Consider the following 18,350-nt stretch of genomic DNA (forward strand, 5'->3'; position numbering starts at 1 on the left):
ATTTGTAAGACTCTGCGCGCAGGACCACCACCGTCCATTCGGGAAGTAGACGCTCTTGCACGAGACACAGGCAAGGTGTTTACTCCGAATCACGACAATCTCGAACGCTTTTGTTGGTTACTGGCGACACGTCACGGCTAACGTCGCATCCAAGGCGGCCGAACTGTCTACTGTTCGCCGCAGCCCACTTTGAGGGGGCGAGACAGGGACACGAGAGCCCTTCGTCTCGGACTCGAGTCAGGCTGCGGCGATCCACGTTTCGACGTGACCGGCAGATGGGCACGCGCGTATGCAAAAGACGGACTTGAAGGACTGATTTCAATGCCGCCAGGACCACGCCGAAGAAAACAAGCGGATGTCGGGCGAGACCCGAGTGAACCGCAAGGACAGTGCCCGCATCAGGCAGGAAGTAATGGACGAGCTTCGACAACTCCGTATGGAGGTCGCCTACCTTGAAAAAGCGGAGGCCTTGGTTCGAAGCAAATCGTATTCAGCGGCGAAGAGCGGACGCGGGTCAATCGCGGCCTGATCGGCCAATCCGGTCCGGGCGTGCGAAGGCTCCCGAGGAGCATAGCCTCGAGACTCTTGCGGGCCCCCATGGTTTGCGCTGACAAGATGAGGGTCAATACCTGTTCCAGAATGTAGTAAGAATTCGTAAGCTTCGCGCCCACGCCCCAACAAAGGTACCCATGCTCGATGTCGATTTGCCAGCGCCAGCGGCGGCCATACGCAATCTTCTTGCGAGCCGCGGAATCGTTGCTGCGCTGGCCCTGCTCAACAACAGGACGCCCTATCGGTTCACGGCGATCTATAAATTGAACGGCGAGGTGATGCACGCGGCGCACGCGTTCGACCGCGACTCCGAGTACCGCACCTGGCTGAAGGTGGTGCCTTTGGGCAAGAGCTTCTGCCAGCACGCGATCGAGCATGGCGAGTTCGTGACCAGCCATGCCTCCAAAGATCCGCACCTGACGGACCGACCTTATGCCGGCATGGTCGAGTCGTACTACGGTCGGCTGCTGACTCGAGAATGCGGCAGGCCCTACGGCACCTTCATCCATTTCGACTTGGAGCCGCGCAGCATCCCCACGGCGGAAATACGCTTCCTGCGCGAGGTGATCCCGCAGTTCATCGACTATCTGCAATGAACAGAGGCGGCTAGACGAGGCGGCCTGCACGACGTCGGTCATTGTTGACTTCTGCTCGCAGTAATATTGCCGCTATCTCTGCGCCGCCGAATGATTACGATGCGTAACCCGGCGCGGGTTGCGCGCCGCACTCGACGCAGGAGACCGCATGTCCACGCCGACTGACTGCACGGCAATCCTCGCCAGTTGGGAAGCGCAGCGACCCGATGCCATCGCGATAGCCTTCGGCGGCTCGACTTGGACCTGGGCCGAGTTGGCCGGGAGGGTACGACGCAACGCTGCCGCACAGCGGGCGGCGGGACTCATACCCGGCGACAGGATCGCTGTGCTCGACCTCAACCACCCGTCGTGCCTTGAGCTGACGCTGGCCTGCGCGCAGGTCGGCACGGCTAATGCCGTGGTCAACTTCCGACTCGCCCCGCCTGAGATTGTCTACGTGATCAACGACGCGCGCGCCCGCATTCTCTTTGTCGGACCGGAGTTCGCGGGTATCGTCGAGAAGCTTCGAGAGGAACTGCCGACCGTCGAGCGGGTCATCCGCATTGGCGGCGCCGACGATGAGTACGAAGCGTGGCTGGCAGCGCACGAGCCCGATGCCGATGCCGATGCCGAGGCCCATCGTGCCACCCCCGACGACTGCTTCGTGCAGTTGTACACCTCAGGCACGACCGGATTTCCGAAGGGCACGATGCTCACCCACCGCGGGATGCTGGCGCACGCGCGCAATTCCGCGATCGACATGGATCTTGGCCCTGACGCGAGGGTCCAGGTTGCGATGCCGCTGTTCCATGTTGGCGGCACCAGCTTTGCCCTGCTGGGGATCAGCGTTGGCGCCCGTCTCGTGATGATGCGCCTGCCGGACCCGGCGGCGGCGCTGGAGATGCTCGAGGCCGAGAGGATCACGCACACGTTCCTCGTGCCCGCGCTCTTGGCCGCGATGACCAAGATTCCCGGCGCCGCCGAACGCGACTACTCTGCGTTGAAGGCGCTTTCCTACGGTGCCTCGCCGATGCCGCTGCCGGTGATGCGTGCGTCGCTGGCACTCTTCCCCGGTGTGATGCGCCAGGTCTACGGCATGACCGAGCAAAGCGGCGCGGTGAGCACGCTCGGACCGGCGGACCACTCCGACCCCGCAGTGGCGCACCGGCTCGTGTCGGCGGGCACGCCAGTCCGCGGCGTCGAGATCAAGATCTGCGACCCGGGCAGCGGAGAGCCCGTTCCCACGGGGGCGCCCGGGGAGATCTGGGTTCGCAGCGAGCAGGTCATGGGCGGCTATTGGGGCAAGCCGGAGGCCACCGCGGCGGCGATTACGCCGGACGGCTGGCTGCGCTCCGGCGATGGCGGACACATGGATGCCGACGGCTACATCTACGTCACCGATCGCATCAAGGACATGATCATCAGCGGCGGCGAGAACATTTACCCTGCCGAGATAGAGCGGGTGCTGGCCGAGCATCCGTCCATCGACGATGTCGCAGTGATCGGCGTGTCGGACGAGAAATGGGGCGAGGTCCCCAAGGCCGTTGTCGTCGCGGCGCCTGGCACCATCGTCGACACGCAACAGATGCTGGCCTGGTGCCGCGAGCGACTGGCGTCGTTCAAGTGCCCAAAGTCCTTCGACGTTGTCACCGCACTGCCCCGCAATCCAACCGGGAAAATCTTGAAGAAGGATCTTCGCAAGCCCTACTGGGAGGGACGCGAGCGCCAGGTCGTGTAGGCCGCCCTGTCGGTCCGGCCGTGGGAGATCGTCGGGCCGTGCCAATCGGGCAACTCAGCACTGACTCCTGTCGCTCAGCGGCGCCGCGTTGAACGAATTCAGCGCGTATCAAGAACGAACGTGCCGTAGCTGAGGTGAAGTTTGGGCGAGGAAGCGCTCTATCGCGACGCGAATCACCAGAGGTTCTTGCCGTCGATCACTTTGACGGGCGCGGTCGCCGCGTCGAAGTCCCTGAAAAGGCGGGCGTTTGCGCCGATGCGACGTGTCTTGCCATCCCATTTGCCGTCGAGCTCGAAGGCGGGGCTGTCGGTATAGGTCGTGCAGCCGCACTCGGCGCAGAAGTGATGCGCGACCTGCTTCGTGTTCCAGCGATAGACAGCGTCGGCGTCGCTCTTCACGACCGTGAACTGTTTCGGCTCGAAGTAGGCATAGAGCGCCCCGCGTGATGCGCAAATCGTGCAGGTGCAGCGGGTGACCTCGACCGGCAGGTCACCGTCGATCGAGAAGACGTTCTTCCCGCAATGGCAACGCGCGTCGATCGTCATCGAAACGGCCTACTTGAGCGAGTGCAAGCCGATGACGTTCTTCTCGGTGTCTATTGCGAGCGCGATAAAGCCGTAGTTGCCGATCGAGGTCTTCTCCTTCATCACCTCGCCGCCCGCGGCAACGACCCGGCTCGACTCCACGGCACAGTCGTCGCAGCTGAAGTAGACGATCGTGCTCGTGCCACCGCCTGTGGGGCCATCCTTCATTTTGGCAAGCGCGCCTGCTGCGCCCATGCCACCTTCTTTCATCGGGAACGACAACATCTCGATCTCGATCGACTTGTCGGGGTTTGGCAGGCTCTCAAGCTTGACCCCGAGGACCGTTTCATAGAACTTGCGGGCGCGTGGCAGGTCGGCCACGGATCTCGAACCACCCGACCGGATTGCTGTCCATTCGTTTCGCTCCTTGTTGTCGCAGGGCCGCTCAGCCCTCGCCGCCAAGCTCCACGACCGGCGTGAAGCCGCCAAAGATCATTCGCATGCCGTCGAAGGGCATCGGGTTGGTCTTGGGATCGAGGCGCGGGTCCTTCATGACCTTCTCCATCGCGACATCGCGCGTCGCTTTGTCCGGCCATTCGATCCAGGAGAAGACGACAGTCTCATCGTCCTTCGCCTGGACCGCGCGCTGAAAGTCGGTTTGCTTGCCGGCCTTGACGTCGTCCCCCCAACACTCGAGAACGCGAGTCGCGCCGTGCTCGATGAAGGCCGAGTCAGCCTTTTTCGCGTGCTCGATGAACTTGGCCTTGTCGGCCGTTGGCACTGCGATGACGAACCCGTCTATGTAAGCCATTCGATCAAGCTCCTCAAACAAAGACTTTTTAATTGTCGCCCTGCTCCCCCGTTGCAATCTGTCAGTCGCGCTCAAAACGCCTCGTAGGAAGTTGCCCACAAGGAGACGGCGATGCAAAACGGATGCCTGCGCCACGGGAACAGCCTGAGTACGGGCGCAGAGCGCCCAGGAAAGAATGATGACCCGACCAGACGCGGGGAGACGGCCCGGCGCAAGGCCGAGGACGTTCAACTTCAGGAACTCGAGAGCGTGCGGGCGCGGCTGGACGAGGCCGGTATGTGTATGGGGTGGCGGCTGAGAGAAGGTCCGCATTTCGAGCGCGAGAGCACCCGACCGACTTCGAAGCCACCGAGGTCGCAACGGCGTTCGTCAATCAGCAGTCTCGGCAACACGACACTCCAAGAGTTGCTCGTCGGACAAGATTCTTGCCCGTGTTCCGCCGACACAGCGAGCCCTCGCGCGGTCCGTTTGACGCGTTCAAGTCGCCCGCGTACGCTGGGCGACATGAGCGAAGAGCAACCCATCGTGACCCGCGTGCATGCCAGCCTCGGAGAGGTCGACTACGCCGTCAATCTCCAAGCCGGCCGACACCACCTTGTTTCCGATGAGCCCCCGAGCCACGGCGGCGCCCATGCCGGCCCCGGTCCGTTCTCGCTGCTGCTGTCGGGCCTGGCGGCCTGCACGGCCATTACCTTGCGGATGTACGCGAAGCACAAGGGGTGGAACCTCACTGCGGTCGACGTCGAGGCAAAGCTCACGCGTCAAGGCACACAGTCTCACATCGACCGCAGCATTTCCCTGCAAGGCGAACTGGATGCGGCGCAGACGGCGCGGCTGCTCGAAGTGAGCGAGAAGACACCGGCGACCCTGACGCTCAAGGGCGGCATCGGCATCAAGACGACGCTCAAGCAACCTGGAGTCGCATGATGCGCAATGAACAATTCGAGTTTCAAGGCGAGCAGGGGGCGCGCCTCGTCGGAAAGCTGGATCTTCCCGACGGCCCACCGGACAGTTATGCGCTGTTTGCCCACTGCTTCACCTGCACCAAGGAATCCCTTGCCGCAGTGCGGATCGGTCGTGCGCTCGCGGGCATGCGCATCGGTGTGCTGCGTTTCGACTTCACCGGGCTGGGACAGAGCGGAGGTGAATTTGCCGACAGCACGTTCAGCGGCAGCGTGCAAGACGTGGTCGCCGCGGCGCGCGCGATGCGGGACGCCGGCATGGAGCCGGCGCTTCTCATAGGACACAGCCTCGGCGGAGCGGCGGTATTGGCCGCCGCCGGCGACCTTCCCGGCGTCAAAGCGGTGGCGACCATCGGCGCCCCTTGTGACGTTCAGCACGTCAAGCGGTTGTTTGGCGACGACCTGCGGACGCTGATGGAGCAAGGCGAGGCCGATGTGAAGTTGGGCGGGCGCCCGTTCAAGATGCGCCGCTCCTTCATTGACGATCTCGGCGCGCACGATCAGGCGGAGCGCATCGGTGGACTGCGGCGGGCGCTCCTCGTGCTCCATGCACCGACGGATCAGACGGTGGACATCGACAACGCAGCGCAGATCTTCCTGGCAGCGCGCCACCCCAAGAGCTTTGTGTCCCTGGACGATGCCAATCACTTGCTCACCCGGCCAGAGGATGCCGCCTACGCGGCGGAGGTCATCACTGCCTGGGCCTCACGCTACGTGGGCAAACCACCTCTTCGCAGCGCAAGTCAACCGGGGGAAGTGGTTGTCGAAGAAACCGGCGTTGGCGACTTCCAGGTCGAGGTGACGGCGGGCGGCGTCCACTTTCTCGCGGATGAACCGGTCGATGTGGGTGGACTGGGCTCAGGGCCGACTCCCTACGACTTGCTGTGCGCCGGGCTCGGCACTTGCACCGCCATGACGGTGCGCATGTACGCACGCCACAAAGGTTGGCCGCTGCGCCGCGTGCGGGTGAGCGTGGGCCACGCCAAGACAAAGGGGCAAGAGCCGCTCGACGGATTCGTGCGGGAGATCGCCCTGGAAGGCGATCTGACGGACGATCAGCGCTTGCGACTGATTGAGATCGCCGAGCACTGCCCCGTACACCGATCACTGGTGAAAGGGGCGCGAGTCAACACACGGGGTGTCGGTGAAATCCATGGCCTCGCTGGGGTGGAGACAGCCGGTCGGCATGCGCAGGACATGACGATGGAATAGAAAGCGAGCCTCTCGATGGCATTCCAACATCGATGAAGGCCAAACGCTCTACGTTCCTGTGACGATGTCCAGCGAGCTCGAATGGGTCCTTCGTTCGAACTTCGGTTTCGGGAAGGACGAGATGATCGAGCGATCCTCGAGGCCGGCCCGGTACGTCTAAGCGCGCTCCCCGATGTCGCCTTGGCGTATCAGGGGTTCCCCTGAAGAGCGGTTGCATTCGTCGATCACCAGGACTTTGCCGCCGGTATAGCGATAGATCCATTCCGATGCGACCTTCTCTGCGAGGCGCATGGCAGCGTCCTCCGCGGCGCGGAGTTCCTCTGTCAAGCGCATGACGCGGCGGCGGGTGAACGCATGGATGGTGCCCTCGGTGTCGAAGCCCAGGGCAGAAAGCAGATCTTTGGCGCGGGCCAGATCGGCACGAATGACTTTGACGGGGCGAGTGTTGTGTTCCATGTCGATCTCCTTGTCTGCCACTGAGTTGCAGCAATCGCAGACTGGGTTCTGTTTTATTCACGAAACAGCGCGTCTCGCGCTTCAGCTTTTGGAATCCACTCCGTGCTGCACCCAGTCAAGGGAGGGGGCCATGGCGCGCCCGCCATGCGCTCGTAGCGCCGGCTTCTAGGCACCGCACCCACGGACCCCGCACGAGTTGTCGAAGTCACTGCGCGCCGGCTACGAGCGCATCGCAGGGGTGCTGAAGCTGTTCGGGGGGTGCCATCGTTCGCGATGTCACCACCCTGGCGTGCGCGCAACCGTCATGGCGACCTCAGATTCTCGATCCCGACATCGCCTCGAACTCGTCGCGAAGGGTGTCGCCGTGCTGGTCGATGGCGGGTGCTTGTGCATACTCTTCGTCGTCCCATTCCGTCGCGTACGGCGTGGCTGGAATCTGCGCCACGAGCCCGCCCACATTCATGGGCCGCGTGCGCAATTGCGGATGCTGGATCAGGTCGTGCACGGAGTTGATCGCACCATACGCTGTCTGCGCCTCGGTGAGGCGGTCTACCGCCTGCGCGTAGGTGAGGCCGGCAAATACACCGCGAATCAGCGTCTCCAGGTCGTCGCGGTTGCTCGTGCGCACGGTGTTGCTCGCAAATCGCACGTCGTTCGCAATGTCGGGCCGCAGCAGCACGCGCTCGCAGAAATTGGCCCACTCGCGTTCGTTCTGGATCGACAGCACGAACTCGCGTCCGTCCGAGCAGGTGAAGGCGCCATACGGCGCAATGCTCGGGTGCTTGAGCCCGACGCGGTCCGGCGCACCCGCGCCGTAGCGCGCCTGCAGGTAAGGCACGGTCATCAGTTCCGCGGCCGAATCGAACAGCGAGACCTTGATGCCGCTGCCACGTCCCGTGCGTTCGCGCTGCAACAGCGCCTGCTGGATGCCGATGAGTGCGTTCATGCCGGCGGTGATGTCGCAGATCGACACGCCGATTCGGCCCCAGGGGCCGGGTGCGCCGCTGACTGCGACCAGTCCGCTCTCGGCCTGCACGAGCAGGTCATACGCCTTGAGTTCGTGCAGCGGCCCGCTCTCGCCGTAGCCCGAGATGTCGCAGGTGATCAGGCGGGGATGCAGTTCGCGCAGCTTCGACGAGCCGAATCCCAGTCGCGTCGTGGCTCCCGGCGCGAGATTCTGGATGAACACATCCGCACTGGCCACCATCGCGGAGAATTGCGCGCGATCCTCCTCGCTGCGCAGGTCCAGCGCGATCGATTCCTTGCCGCGGTTGATCCACACGAAGTACGACGACTCCCCATGCACCGCGCTGTCGTAGCCGCGAGCGAAGTCGCCTTCGGCACGCTCGATCTTGATCACCCGCGCGCCCGCGTCGGCGAGGCGACTGCTGCAATACGGTGCCGCAACCGCCTGCTCCAGGGCCAGGACGGTGATCCCTTCCAATGGTTTGCTCGCCATGTCAATGTCCTCTTGAATCCGGATCGCGCGATCAGCCGTGGTAGTTCACGACTGTCTTCGTGGTGCTCACTTCCTCGAGCGCCATCAAGCCCTTCTCGCGACCGTGGCCGCTGCGCTTGGTGCCGCCGAAGGGCAGTTCCACGCCCCCTCCAGCGCCGTAGCAGTTGACGAAGACCTGGCCCGAGACAATGCGCTTGGCCAGGCGCTGCTGCCGCGCGCCATCGCGTGTCCACACACCGGCCACGAGGCCGAACTCGGTTCCGTTGGCAAGCGCGACGGCTTCATCCTCGGAGTCGAACTCCTGTGCGGCCAGCACCGGCCCGAAGATCTCCTGGCAGACGATCGCGTTGTCCGAGGCGACCGGGCCGAACACCGTGGGCGGCACGAAATAGCCGCTGGACAACGCCGCGTCCGGCTTCGCCTGCGCAATCAGCGGAACTCCGTCCCGGCGGGCGCCCTCGATAAAGTCGAGCACGCGCTTTTGCTGCGTCCGGTTGATGACGGGGCCGAGGTCGGAGTCGTCCTCCGGGCGACCGATGCGCAGCTTCTCGAAATTCGACGCAACCATGCCCATGAACTTGCCGAAGATCGGCCGCTCCACCAGCACGCGGCTGCCGGCCGAGCAGGTCTGGCCGGTGTTCTGGGTGATGGCCTTGCACACGGTGGCCGCGGCGGCTTCGAGGTCGGCGTCGGCAAAGACCACCTGCGGCGACTTGCCGCCAAGCTCGAGCACCACCGGCACATGATGGATGGCCGCGGCCTCCTGGATCAGCCGCCCGACTTCCGGCGAGCCGGTGAACGACAGGAAATTGATGTCGGGATGCCTTGACAGCGGCGCCCCGGCTTCTTCGCCGCGGCCGGTCACTATGTTCAGTGCGCCCGCCGGAAAGCCCACCTCCACCGCCAGTTGCCCGAATTCGAGGCACACGAGACAGGCCTCCTCGGCAGGCTTGAGCACGGTGGCGTTGCCCATCGCCAGCGCCGGCGCCAGCGTGCGGCCGAACATCTGCGCCGGGTAGTTCCACGGCGTCACGTGCGCGGTAACACCCAGCGGCTCGCGCACCACTGTGACGTTGTAGCCATTCAGGTAGGGGATGACCTCGCCGTGGACCTTGTCAGCGGCGCCGCCATAGAACTCGAAGTAGCGCGCGACCGCGCGCATGTCATTGCGTGCCTGGGAGATCGGCTTGCCGGTGTCGTGTGCCTCGATCCATGCCAGGCGCTCGACGTTGTCCAGCACCTTCTGGGCGAAGCGCAGCATGAGCCGGCCGCGATCGGCGGCGGTCATGCGGCCCCACTCGCCGTCCAGCGCCGCACGCGCTGCGGCGACCGCGGCGTCGATCTCGCCGTCGCCGCCGCGTGCCAGCCAGGCGAAGCGTTCACCGGTGGCGGGCGCGACGACGGGAAGGGGGGCAAGCTCGCTCGAGACCCAGCGGTTGCCGATGAGGTGGCCGTAGACCGGCAGGGATTCCGCCAGGGCCAGCGATGCGGGATAGAGGGCGCGTTCCGACGTGAGCATGTGGGTGTCTCCAGGCAGTGATGTTCGGCAAGCGGTCGCGCCTTCAACGCGAACCGCGGATGGCCTGATTCTTGAAGCACGCCGCCGGGGCGTCCATCGGAAGTTCGGCAAGGCGGCCTTGTCGAAATTCGAGCAGGGTCGCCGCGTCATGCCGGTTTCCTCCCGTCCCCCCGTCCACCGCCCGGTTGCGAACGTCGCAAGCGTCACAGCTGTTTGTTTCAGCCTCGCAGGTGATCGAGCAGCAGCGTCAGCGGCAGGCTCGGCGGCCGGTCCTTCTTGACGCACAACAGCATGTGCCGCTCGGCCCACGGCTCGGCGAGCGCGCGCACGACCAGGTTCATGCTCTCGCCGAGCACCTTGGCGGCCTGGAACGGCAGCAGGCCGATGCCCAGACCCGCCTGCACCATGCGGCACACGGCCTCGAAGCTGCGCACCTGCACACGCAGGCTCAGGGACCTCTCCATCACCACCGCCTGCTCGGCGAGCAGGCGCATCATGGAGGCACCGCTTTCGAGCGCGATGAGGTCGTGGTCCAGAACGTCCTCGAAGCGCATTTGCTCGAGTTGGACCAGGGCATGACCTTGCGGTGCGATGACCGCGAGGCGGTCGGTGCGGTACGCGAAAGTCTCCAGCCCCTCGGTGCGCCCGCCTTCCACGACGATGCCGATGTCGGCCTCGCCCGCCAGCAGCAGGCTCACCGCCTCGAGACTCCATCGCTCCTCGACCACCAGCCGAACATCCGGGTTTGCCCGCGCGAAAGTCGCCAGGTCGTCGGGAAGGTGTTCGGTCATCGCGGAGGTGTTGGCGATGATGCGCAACACGCCCTTGCGGCCCGCCGCGTGGTCGCTCATGTCCGCGTGCATGTGGTTGAGATCCACCAGCAGCGTCTTGGCATGTCCCAGCAGCGAGACGCCTGCCGCGGTGAGTTCGACGCCACGCGGTGAACGCTCCAGCAAGGTGGTCTTGAAGCGATGCTCCAGGAGCGCGATGCGCCTGCTCGCCGCGGCCACGCCGATATGCGAGGCTTCCGCCGCCTTGCTGAGGCTGTGCAGTTCGGCCGCGCGAACGAACAGCGCGAGGGAGTCGATGTCGGGGAGCATGTCGCCGGTCTCCGTTGACGCGAAGGCGCCATGCCGTCGCGATGTTGTTCTTCTTGCACCCAGCCCAGACCCTGCGTCGGTCTAACAATTTCGTCAAGACCGCATTGCCACGATGCGCGCCACGAACACAGATCGTTACATTGGGGTCCCTCGGGTTGAGCCTCCTCTGGGGAACTCGCAAAGCCGTGCCTAGGGTTTCTATCGAGTTTGAATTCTGGTGAAGCCCGGTTGCCCAGAATCAGCTACAGGCTTTGCGGCCTCTTCCATAGCATTCGCCTCCATGCCGAACCGGGAAATCGTTCCTTGCGGCGCACCTGAAGGAGATGCGAAATGGAACTCGAGAAGTCGGCGAAGGCACCCGCGGCAAAGGGCGAGTTGCGCATCGTCGGTTTCAGCGGCAACCTCGCGCGCCCCTCCCGCACCCGCACGCTGGTGCAAGCAGTGCTGGACGCGGCGAGCGCCCGCGGCTTGGGCAAGACAGTCGCGTATGACCTGTTCGATGCAGGGCCGTCCTTCGGCCAGACACCCGAGCGTGCCAAGGCTCATCCCGAAGTCGAACTGATCCTCGGCGCCATCCAGAAAGCCGATGCCCTGGTGGTCGGCACGGCCGTCTACAAGGGCGCCTACACCGGCCTCTTCAAGCACCTGTTCGACCTGTTCGACATGACCGCGCTGGCGCGCAAGCCGGTCATCGTCACGGCAACCGGCAAGGCCCCGCAGCACGCGTCGGTGATCGACTATCACCTGCGGCCCCTGTTCCTGTTCTTCGACGCCCGCGTCGCGACGCGCGGCCTCTATGCGCTGGAGCCGGATTTCGAAACGCCCGAGCGCCTGGTGCCGTCCTTCCAGGCCCGCATCGACCACACCGTCGACGAACTCGCACAACTGCTGCAACCCGCGACGTCCTGATTCCCCACTCACCCTTTTCCACCCCTCTTTTCAACCAAGGAGACACACCATGACCAACCTCGACGCCTTCCGCGAAGCCGGCAACCCCATGTTCAACGACAACAAGTTCAAGCTTGGCATCTTCGGCTCCAACTGCTCGAACGCCTGCGCGATGACGCTGGCCGAGACCAGCTTCGAGCCGACCTTCGAGAAGAACAAGGAGATCGCCGAAATCCTCGAAGCCGCGGGCTGGGAATGCATGGTGCCGATCGCGCGCTGGCGCGGGTTCGGCGGGCCGAGCAACTTCAACGGCAATTGCATGGAGACCTACACCTGGGCCGCGTCGCTGGCCGCGGTGACGAAAAAGATCTTCCTGTTCGCCACGTCTCACGTGCCCACCATCCACCCCATCGTCGCCGCCAAGATGGGCACCACCATCGACCGGATTTCAAGAGGCCGATTCGGCATCAACATGGTGTGCGGCTGGTTCACGCCCGAGATGGAAATGTTCGGCCGCAAGATGATGGAGCACGACACCCGCTACGAGTACGCCACCGAATGGGTCGAGATCGTCGAGAAGCTGTGGACCGAGCAATGGTTCGACTATGAAGGCCAGTTCCTGTCGGTGAAGCAGGGCTTCGCGGACCCCAAGCCCTCCCAGCAACCGCGCCCCGTGCTGATCAGCGCCGGCTCTTCGGGCAAGGGCAGGGAATTCGCCGCCAAGTTCTGCGACATCAACTTCTCGGTGATCGAGGAAGAAGGCCTCGACAAGGCCACCGCGTGGGTCAAGGAAATGAAGAAGCTGGCCTGGGACAAGTACCAGCGCGAGATCGGCACTTTCACTTACAGCTATGCCGTCGCACGCGACACCGAGAAAGAGGCCAAGGAGTATTACGACTACTACGTCAACCAAAAGGGCGACTGGGAAGCCGCGGACAACATCTGCAAGGTCTTCGGCGTCGAGAGCGGCTCGTACTCGCCCGACTACATGGACAAGTTCCGCCGCAACTTCATTGCCGGCTGGGGCGGCTATCCGCTGGTCGGCACGCCCGAGCAAATCGTCGACCGGATGCTGGAAATGTCGAAGACCGGTGTCGATGGTTCGCTGATCACGATGGTCGACTACAACCAGGAACTGCCGTACTGGAACGAGAAGGTGATGCCGCTGCTCGTGCAGGCCGGCCTGCGCAAGGCGCCCGCCGCCGCGCCCGCGGCCGCGCAGCCCGCCCGCGAGCCAGCGCTCGCCTGAACATGGGGGACGCACGCTTTCGCCCTGCGCAGGAGAACGACGCCATGCAACTGTTGCTCAACACCACCTCGCCCTATGCCCGCATCGCGCGCATCGCGCTGGCCGAGAAGGGGCATGCCAACATCGGCACGACCCTGGTCGACCCGTGGGCGGACGCGCCGCCGCTGTTGAAGGCCAATGCAGCGGCGCGCGTGCCGGCCCTGCTGACCGACGAAGGCCGCCCCCTGACCGAGTCGCTGCTGATCGTGCTGTGGCTCGAGACGCAGAAGCCGCAGCCTTCGCTGCTCGGCAGCGACCCGACCGCCTCGATCTCGCGCGCCGGCATCGCGATGGGCGTGATCGATGCTGCCGTCCACACGCTGATCGGTCGCAAGATCACCGACGCGGGCTTCGACGGATCGCCGGTCGGGCTGCGTCGCCGGCGCACCATCGTCGAAGGCCTGTCGCGGCTCGAGGCCGATCCGCCGGCCTTCGAATCGGGCACGCCCGACCTCGCGGTGATCGCCAGCGTCGTGGCGCTCGACTACGTGCGCTTCCGGTTCCCCGATGCGGCCTGGCTGCCGGAGCTTCCGAAGCTGACCCGCCTGGCCGTGCGCCTCAACGCACGCGCATCTTTCGAGAGCAGCCTGCCGCGCGCCTGATCCGAACAAGAAACCCCTTTCAGGAAATTCGCCATGACCACCCCACCCGCCGACAGCGCCCAGGTGACGACGGAGTTCAAGCGCGCCATGCGCCGGCTTGCGTCCACCGTGACGATCATCAGCACCGCCGACGTCAACGGCAACCGCTACGGCATGACCGCAACGGCAGTGAACTCGCTGACGATGGACCCGCCATCGCTGCTGATCTGCGTCAACCACAGCGCGAGCATCCACCCCGCCCTGGTGGGCCGGGGGCGCTTCTGCGTCAACGTGCTGACGACCGAGCACGAGGACCTGGTATCCGCGTTCAGCGGCCGCCTCAAGGGCGACGAGCGCTTCGGGGTCGGCGAATGGCGCAACGAGGACAGCGGCATGCCCTACCTGGAAGGTGCGCAGTGCAACCTGTTCTGCGACATCGACAGCGTCGTGCCCTTCGGCACCCACTCGGTGGTGATCGGACGCGTGAGTGCGGTACGCGTCGAGGAAGGCATCAGCCCGCTGATCTTTGCCGACGGCAAGCTGGGCGCGACGCAATCGCTCACCGGACATGTACGCATCGCGAGCAACCTCTCCACGTTGACCCAGTTCCTGCCATCCGACCTGGAGACCTTCCTGAAGAAGCAACCGCTCATCGACGTCCATCTCGAGGAAAAGGTGAGCACCGCGGTGGTGACTGCCGTGCAGGAGAACGCATGCGACATCGGCCTGATCGTGGAAGGCCCGAAGGTCAACGGAATGGAGGTGATTCCCTACCGTGAGGACCGCCTGGTGCTGACCGTGCCGGAGAACCATCCGCTGGCGGGCAAGGCCTCGGTGAAGTTCGCCGACACGCTGGACTACGACTACGTCGGGCTGCACACCGGCAGCCAGATCAACCTGCAGATCCAGCGCGCCGCCGCCGAACTCGACAAGGCGTGGCGCTGCCGGATGCAGGTGCATACCTATGACGCGCTCGCGGCGATGGTGCAGGCGGGCCTGGGCATCGGCATGCTGCCGCTGAAGATGGCGCACCTCTATTCGAAGGCGATGAACGTCAAGGTCGTCGAGCTGGACGAACCCTGGGCGCGGCGCCGCCACGCGATCGTGATCCGTTCGTACGACTCGCTGCAGGCAGCTGGCAAGCGGCTGGTCGACCACCTCAAGCGTACGTCGCAGCTGGCGACCGCCCAGACCGAACAACCCGTCCGCGATGAGGTGCATGCATGACCACGCACGACCTGCTTTCCGGCCGAACGGTCATCGTCACCGGCGCAGCCACCGGCATCGGCCAGGCCTTTGCGCTGGGTTGCGCCGCACAGGGCGCCAACGTCGTCGCGGCGGACATGAACGCCGCCGACGAGACGATCGCCCTGGTCGAGCAGGCCGGCGGCCGGGCGCTGGCCGTGCGGGTCGACGTGTCGGACGAGCAGTCGGTGCGCGCGATGGCCGATGTCACGCTGAAACGCTTCGGCCGCATTGACGGCCTGGTCAACAACGCGGCCTACTTCCGCGAGGTCAAGCTCACCGAGTTCGAGGAGATCGACCCGGCCGTGTGGGACCGCATCTTCAACGTCAACGTCAAGGGCGTGTGGCAATGCTGCCGGGCCGTGATGCCCGCGATGCGCAGCCAGCGCAGCGGCAGCATCGTCAACATCGCATCGGTCGTGGCCGTGGCGGGGCAGCCCGGCTACCTGCACTACGTGGCAAGCAAGGGCGCGGTGCTGTCGATGACCAAGGGCCTGGCCAAGGAAGTGGGCCAGCATGGCGTGCGCGTGAACGTGATCGCGCCGGGCTTCGTCATCACCGATGCAACGCGCGACCGGCCCGCGGAATGGCAGCAGAGCTTCCTGAAGGCGCGCGCGTTGTCGCGCGAACAAAAGCCCGACGACCTGGTGGGCACCGCGCTGTACATGCTCTCCGACTTGGCGGGATTCGTCTCGGGGCAGACCATCGTGGTCGACGGTGGCCACATCATGTATTGAAGCAAGGGTCACTCCATGCCCGAAATCATCCTGCACCACTACCCGCTGTCCCCGTTTTCCGAGAAGGTGCGCGTGACCCTCGGGCTCAAGGGGCTGGCCTGGCGTTCAGTGGACATCGCGCCCTTGCCGCCGCGGCCCCTGCTCGAACCGCTGACGGGCGGCTACCGCCGCGTGCCCGTCCTGCAGATCGGTGCGGACATCTACTGCGACACCAACATCATCCTGCCCGCGCTCGAACGGCTTTACCCGGCGCCGAGCCTGTATCCCGCAGGCAGCGAAGGCGTGGCGCGGGGCCTGGCCTTTGCGTGGGAACGCGCGATGTGGGTTCCCACCATCGGCATCCTCTCGCATTTCATCGGCGACCAGTTGCCGCCCGAGTTCATCAAGGACCGCAAGGAAGGCTATCTCGGTTTCGACATGAGCAAGACCGCGATGGCGCCGGAGTTGCACCTGCATCGCCAGCGCGTCGCTGCGCAATACGCGTGGCTCAAGGTTGCGCTGGCCGACGGCCGCAAGTTCATCTTCGGCGATGCGCCGAGCGCACTGGACCTGGCCTGCTACCAGACCATCTTCCTGCTGCGCAAGAATTGCCCGGCCGAGGTGGATGCGATGGCCGGCCATGATGGTCCCCTGGTGCCGTGGTTCGATCGGATAGGAACCATCGGCCACGGCAAGCCCGAGCCGATGAGCGCCGAGGGTGCCATGGCAGCCGCGCGCGACGCGACCCCGGCCGCCGTCACGCACATCCAACCCGATGGCGACCCCGGGGGCCTGCGCGCTGGCGCTTCCGTCACGGTCACGCCCGACGACAACGCGCGCGTGCCGGTGAGCGGCATGCTGGTCGCAGCCAGCGACAGCGAAATCGTCATCCGTCGCAGCGACCCGCAGGCCGGCGATCTGCACGTCCACTTCCCGCGCCTGGGCTTCGACGTGGTCGCCGCCTGAGCCCATCCAGCACAACCAACAAGGAGAAGACAAGCATGTCCCTCGAATCCAACAAGCAACTCTGCCGCGATTACTTCAAGGCCTTCCTGGCCGGCGACACCGAATGGATGAAGAAACACATTGCGCCGGGATTCGTGCGCCACGACCCGGGCTTGCCCTTCGAGGTGAAGGGCCCCGATGGCGTCGCCAAGCTCCACGACGCGCTGATGCCGGCCTTTCCCGACATGCAGCTGCCGCTGGAGGATTTCGTTGCAGAGGGGGAGAAGGTCCTCGTGCGACTGACCATCCATGCGACCCACACCGGTGCCTTCGGCGACCTGGCCGCCACGGGCAAGCGCATCGAGGTGCCCGTGCTCGACCTGTTCCAGATCCGCGATGGCGTGCTCATCGAGCACTGGGCGTTGCTGGACAACCTCGGCATGATGAAGCAACTCGGCGCCCTGCCCGCCTGAGCGCCCCAGCGGAGGCCTGGATGCAACTGCTCGCCAACACTACATCGCCTTTCGTACGCATCGCCCGGGTGGCGCTCATTGAAAAAGGCCTGGACATCGAACCGACCATCGTCGACCCCTGGGCCGACGACCAGCGCCTGCGCGACGCCAACGTGGCGACGCGCGTGCCCACACTGATTACCGACGACGGTACGCCCCTGCCCGAGAGCCTGCTGATCGTGCAGTGGCTCGAGCGCGAGCGCCCGCCGCCCGAGCACCCGAGCCTGCTTGGCCACGACACGCTCGCAACTCTCTCGCGCGCAGGCATCGCACTGGGAGTAATCGACGCAGCGGTGCACACGATCATCACGCGCAAGTCGACAGCGCCCGTGCTTTTCGACGAAACCCCCGTGGGACTGCGCCGCCGGCGAACGATGGCCGAGGGCATGGCGCGGCTGGAAGAAATCGCCAGACGCGTACCGCTCGCCACGGATGGCGCGCCCACGCTGGACGCGATCTGCGCGGTGGTCGCGCTCGACTACTTGTGCTTCCGCTTTGCCGATGCGCCGTGGATGCCGGCGTTACCCGCGCTGGATGCGCTGTCGCGGCGGTTGCGCGAAAGGCCGTCCTTTGGCAAGACGATGCCCCACTGAGACAGCAGTTCTTGCCACTCTGCCGGCGCGTCTGCGGCTGACGCAAGCGTCGAGAGATTTTGTCTGCGAACTTCTAACTCGCGACGCTACCAGCGCGCCTGACCGGCCCGCGCCTGGTCCGAATTCAGCGCCTCGCCTATCCACCACCGCTTCTCCGGGTCCCAACCGAAAAACGGCGAGATGTCTCCGGGGCCTCTCAACCTCTTACGTTTGATTGCGGCCGCAAGGTTGCCTGCAGAACTAATCTACCAAGTCATTCAAATCACGAGGAGCGGCCATGGGTAAATCACTCGAAATCTCCAAGCAAGCCTATGCGGCCTTCGGCAGCGGCAACATTCCGGCCCTGCTGGACTTGCTCTCCGACGACGTGGAGTGGCGCTTTTTCTCCAAATCCGAATTGGGCACTCCCTACGGCGGAACATTCAAAGGCAAGCAAGACGTGGCCGGGTTCTTCGGGGCGCTGGCTCAAAGCACCGAGATACTGGGTTTCGAGCCCGTCGAATTCCTCGAGGGTCCAGGCCATGTGACAACCATCGGTCGCTCCAAGGGACGGGCCCTTCCCGATGGGAAGGTTTATGAGACGGAGTGGATTCAGGTCGCAGTGATGGACGAGAGCGGCAAGATTGCCCGGTGGTTTGGGACCGAGGACAGTGCCGCCAGGTTGGCCAAGTGAT

The 18,350-nt window shown here is 64.7% G+C and carries 20 protein-coding genes; 13 read left to right on the plus strand and 7 right to left on the minus strand.

Features of this window, described 5'->3' with window-relative positions:
• Positions 1-689: 689 nt before the first annotated feature.
• Together WKW80_RS34580 and WKW80_RS34585 are read left to right on the plus strand one after the other, a co-directional pair.
• On the plus strand, positions 690-1,148 hold the full coding sequence (locus WKW80_RS34580) for a hypothetical protein (protein WP_340368094.1): 459 nt from the start codon (positions 690-692) through the stop codon (positions 1,146-1,148).
• A gap of 148 nt (positions 1,149-1,296) precedes the next feature.
• Positions 1,297-2,865, plus strand: coding sequence for a long-chain-fatty-acid--CoA ligase (locus WKW80_RS34585; RefSeq protein WP_340368095.1), 1,569 nt, complete (start codon positions 1,297-1,299; stop codon positions 2,863-2,865).
• A 173-nt stretch (positions 2,866-3,038) separates the two neighbouring features.
• Here WKW80_RS34585 and WKW80_RS34590 read toward each other — a convergent pair whose 3' ends face one another.
• The 3 genes from WKW80_RS34590 to WKW80_RS34600 form a co-directional block, all read right to left on the minus strand.
• Entirely contained in the window at positions 3,039-3,410 is a 372-nt protein-coding gene (locus tag WKW80_RS34590; RefSeq protein ID WP_340368096.1) for a GFA family protein, read from the minus strand.
• A 9-nt stretch (positions 3,411-3,419) separates the two neighbouring features.
• Positions 3,420-3,770 carry a VOC family protein gene (locus WKW80_RS34595; RefSeq protein WP_422823032.1) on the minus strand — a complete coding sequence of 117 codons (351 nt, stop codon included), beginning with the start codon at positions 3,768-3,770 and terminating at the stop codon, positions 3,420-3,422.
• A gap of 64 nt (positions 3,771-3,834) precedes the next feature.
• Positions 3,835-4,200, minus strand: coding sequence for a DUF1428 domain-containing protein (locus tag WKW80_RS34600; protein WP_340368122.1), 366 nt, complete (start codon positions 4,198-4,200; stop codon positions 3,835-3,837).
• Between the two features lie 504 nt (positions 4,201-4,704).
• Between WKW80_RS34600 and WKW80_RS34605 the strand changes: the two genes are divergently transcribed.
• Together WKW80_RS34605 and WKW80_RS34610 are read left to right on the plus strand one after the other, a co-directional pair.
• Positions 4,705-5,127 (plus strand): OsmC family protein, encoded by a 423-nt coding sequence (locus tag WKW80_RS34605; RefSeq protein WP_340368097.1) that lies wholly within the window; start codon positions 4,705-4,707, stop codon positions 5,125-5,127.
• Entirely contained in the window at positions 5,127-6,374 is a 1,248-nt protein-coding gene (locus WKW80_RS34610) for a bifunctional alpha/beta hydrolase/OsmC family protein (RefSeq protein ID WP_340368098.1), read from the plus strand. Before WKW80_RS34605 ends, WKW80_RS34610 begins: the two co-directional genes overlap by 1 nt.
• Positions 6,375-6,530: 156 nt before the next feature.
• On the opposite strand, the gene WKW80_RS34615 is transcribed toward WKW80_RS34610, so the two are convergent.
• The 4 genes from WKW80_RS34615 to WKW80_RS34630 form a co-directional block, all read right to left on the minus strand.
• A complete protein-coding gene (locus WKW80_RS34615; protein WP_340368099.1) occupies positions 6,531-6,830 on the minus strand; it encodes a hypothetical protein in 300 nt (99 codons plus the stop codon).
• Positions 6,831-7,143: 313 nt separating this feature from the next.
• Positions 7,144-8,289 (minus strand): CaiB/BaiF CoA transferase family protein, encoded by a 1,146-nt coding sequence (locus WKW80_RS34620; protein WP_340368100.1) that lies wholly within the window; start codon positions 8,287-8,289, stop codon positions 7,144-7,146.
• A 31-nt stretch (positions 8,290-8,320) separates the two neighbouring features.
• Positions 8,321-9,808, minus strand: coding sequence for an aldehyde dehydrogenase family protein (locus WKW80_RS34625; RefSeq protein ID WP_340368101.1), 1,488 nt, complete (start codon positions 9,806-9,808; stop codon positions 8,321-8,323).
• Positions 9,809-10,026: 218 nt separating this feature from the next.
• Complete coding sequence (locus WKW80_RS34630; RefSeq protein WP_340368102.1) at positions 10,027-10,908, minus strand: LysR family transcriptional regulator; 882 nt, start codon at positions 10,906-10,908, stop codon at positions 10,027-10,029.
• 330 nt (positions 10,909-11,238) lie between these two features.
• On the opposite strand from WKW80_RS34630, the gene WKW80_RS34635 reads away from it, so the two are divergent.
• The 9 genes from WKW80_RS34635 to WKW80_RS34675 all read left to right on the plus strand — a co-directional run bounded on the left by WKW80_RS34635 (position 11,239) and on the right by WKW80_RS34675 (position 18,349).
• The gene (locus WKW80_RS34635) at positions 11,239-11,817 is read left to right on the plus strand and encodes an NAD(P)H-dependent oxidoreductase (RefSeq protein ID WP_340368103.1); all 579 of its coding nucleotides are present in this window, start codon (positions 11,239-11,241) and stop codon (positions 11,815-11,817) included.
• A 49-nt stretch (positions 11,818-11,866) separates the two neighbouring features.
• Positions 11,867-13,045, plus strand: a complete 1,179-nt coding sequence (locus WKW80_RS34640) for an LLM class flavin-dependent oxidoreductase (RefSeq protein ID WP_340368104.1) — start codon at positions 11,867-11,869, stop codon at positions 13,043-13,045.
• Positions 13,046-13,089: 44 nt separating this feature from the next.
• Positions 13,090-13,686, plus strand: a complete 597-nt coding sequence (locus tag WKW80_RS34645; protein ID WP_340368105.1) for a glutathione S-transferase N-terminal domain-containing protein — start codon at positions 13,090-13,092, stop codon at positions 13,684-13,686.
• A gap of 33 nt (positions 13,687-13,719) precedes the next feature.
• Positions 13,720-14,892 (plus strand): flavin reductase, encoded by a 1,173-nt coding sequence (locus WKW80_RS34650; protein WP_340368106.1) that lies wholly within the window; start codon positions 13,720-13,722, stop codon positions 14,890-14,892.
• Entirely contained in the window at positions 14,889-15,647 is a 759-nt protein-coding gene (locus tag WKW80_RS34655; protein ID WP_340368107.1) for an SDR family NAD(P)-dependent oxidoreductase, read from the plus strand. The genes WKW80_RS34650 and WKW80_RS34655 overlap by 4 nt, the downstream gene beginning before the upstream one ends.
• A 15-nt stretch (positions 15,648-15,662) precedes the next feature.
• Entirely contained in the window at positions 15,663-16,592 is a 930-nt protein-coding gene (locus WKW80_RS34660) for a glutathione S-transferase family protein (RefSeq protein WP_340368108.1), read from the plus strand.
• Positions 16,593-16,627: 35 nt separating this feature from the next.
• Entirely contained in the window at positions 16,628-17,044 is a 417-nt protein-coding gene (locus WKW80_RS34665) for an ester cyclase (protein WP_340368109.1), read from the plus strand.
• Between the two features lie 20 nt (positions 17,045-17,064).
• Positions 17,065-17,676, plus strand: a complete 612-nt coding sequence (locus WKW80_RS34670) for a glutathione S-transferase N-terminal domain-containing protein (RefSeq protein WP_340368110.1) — start codon at positions 17,065-17,067, stop codon at positions 17,674-17,676.
• Between the two features lie 277 nt (positions 17,677-17,953).
• Positions 17,954-18,349 (plus strand): nuclear transport factor 2 family protein, encoded by a 396-nt coding sequence (locus tag WKW80_RS34675; RefSeq protein ID WP_340368111.1) that lies wholly within the window; start codon positions 17,954-17,956, stop codon positions 18,347-18,349.
• Position 18,350: the final 1 nt, after the last annotated feature.

It is taken from the genome of Variovorax humicola, assembly GCF_037889915.1.
Classification (GTDB): domain Bacteria; phylum Pseudomonadota; class Gammaproteobacteria; order Burkholderiales; family Burkholderiaceae_C; genus Variovorax; species Variovorax humicola.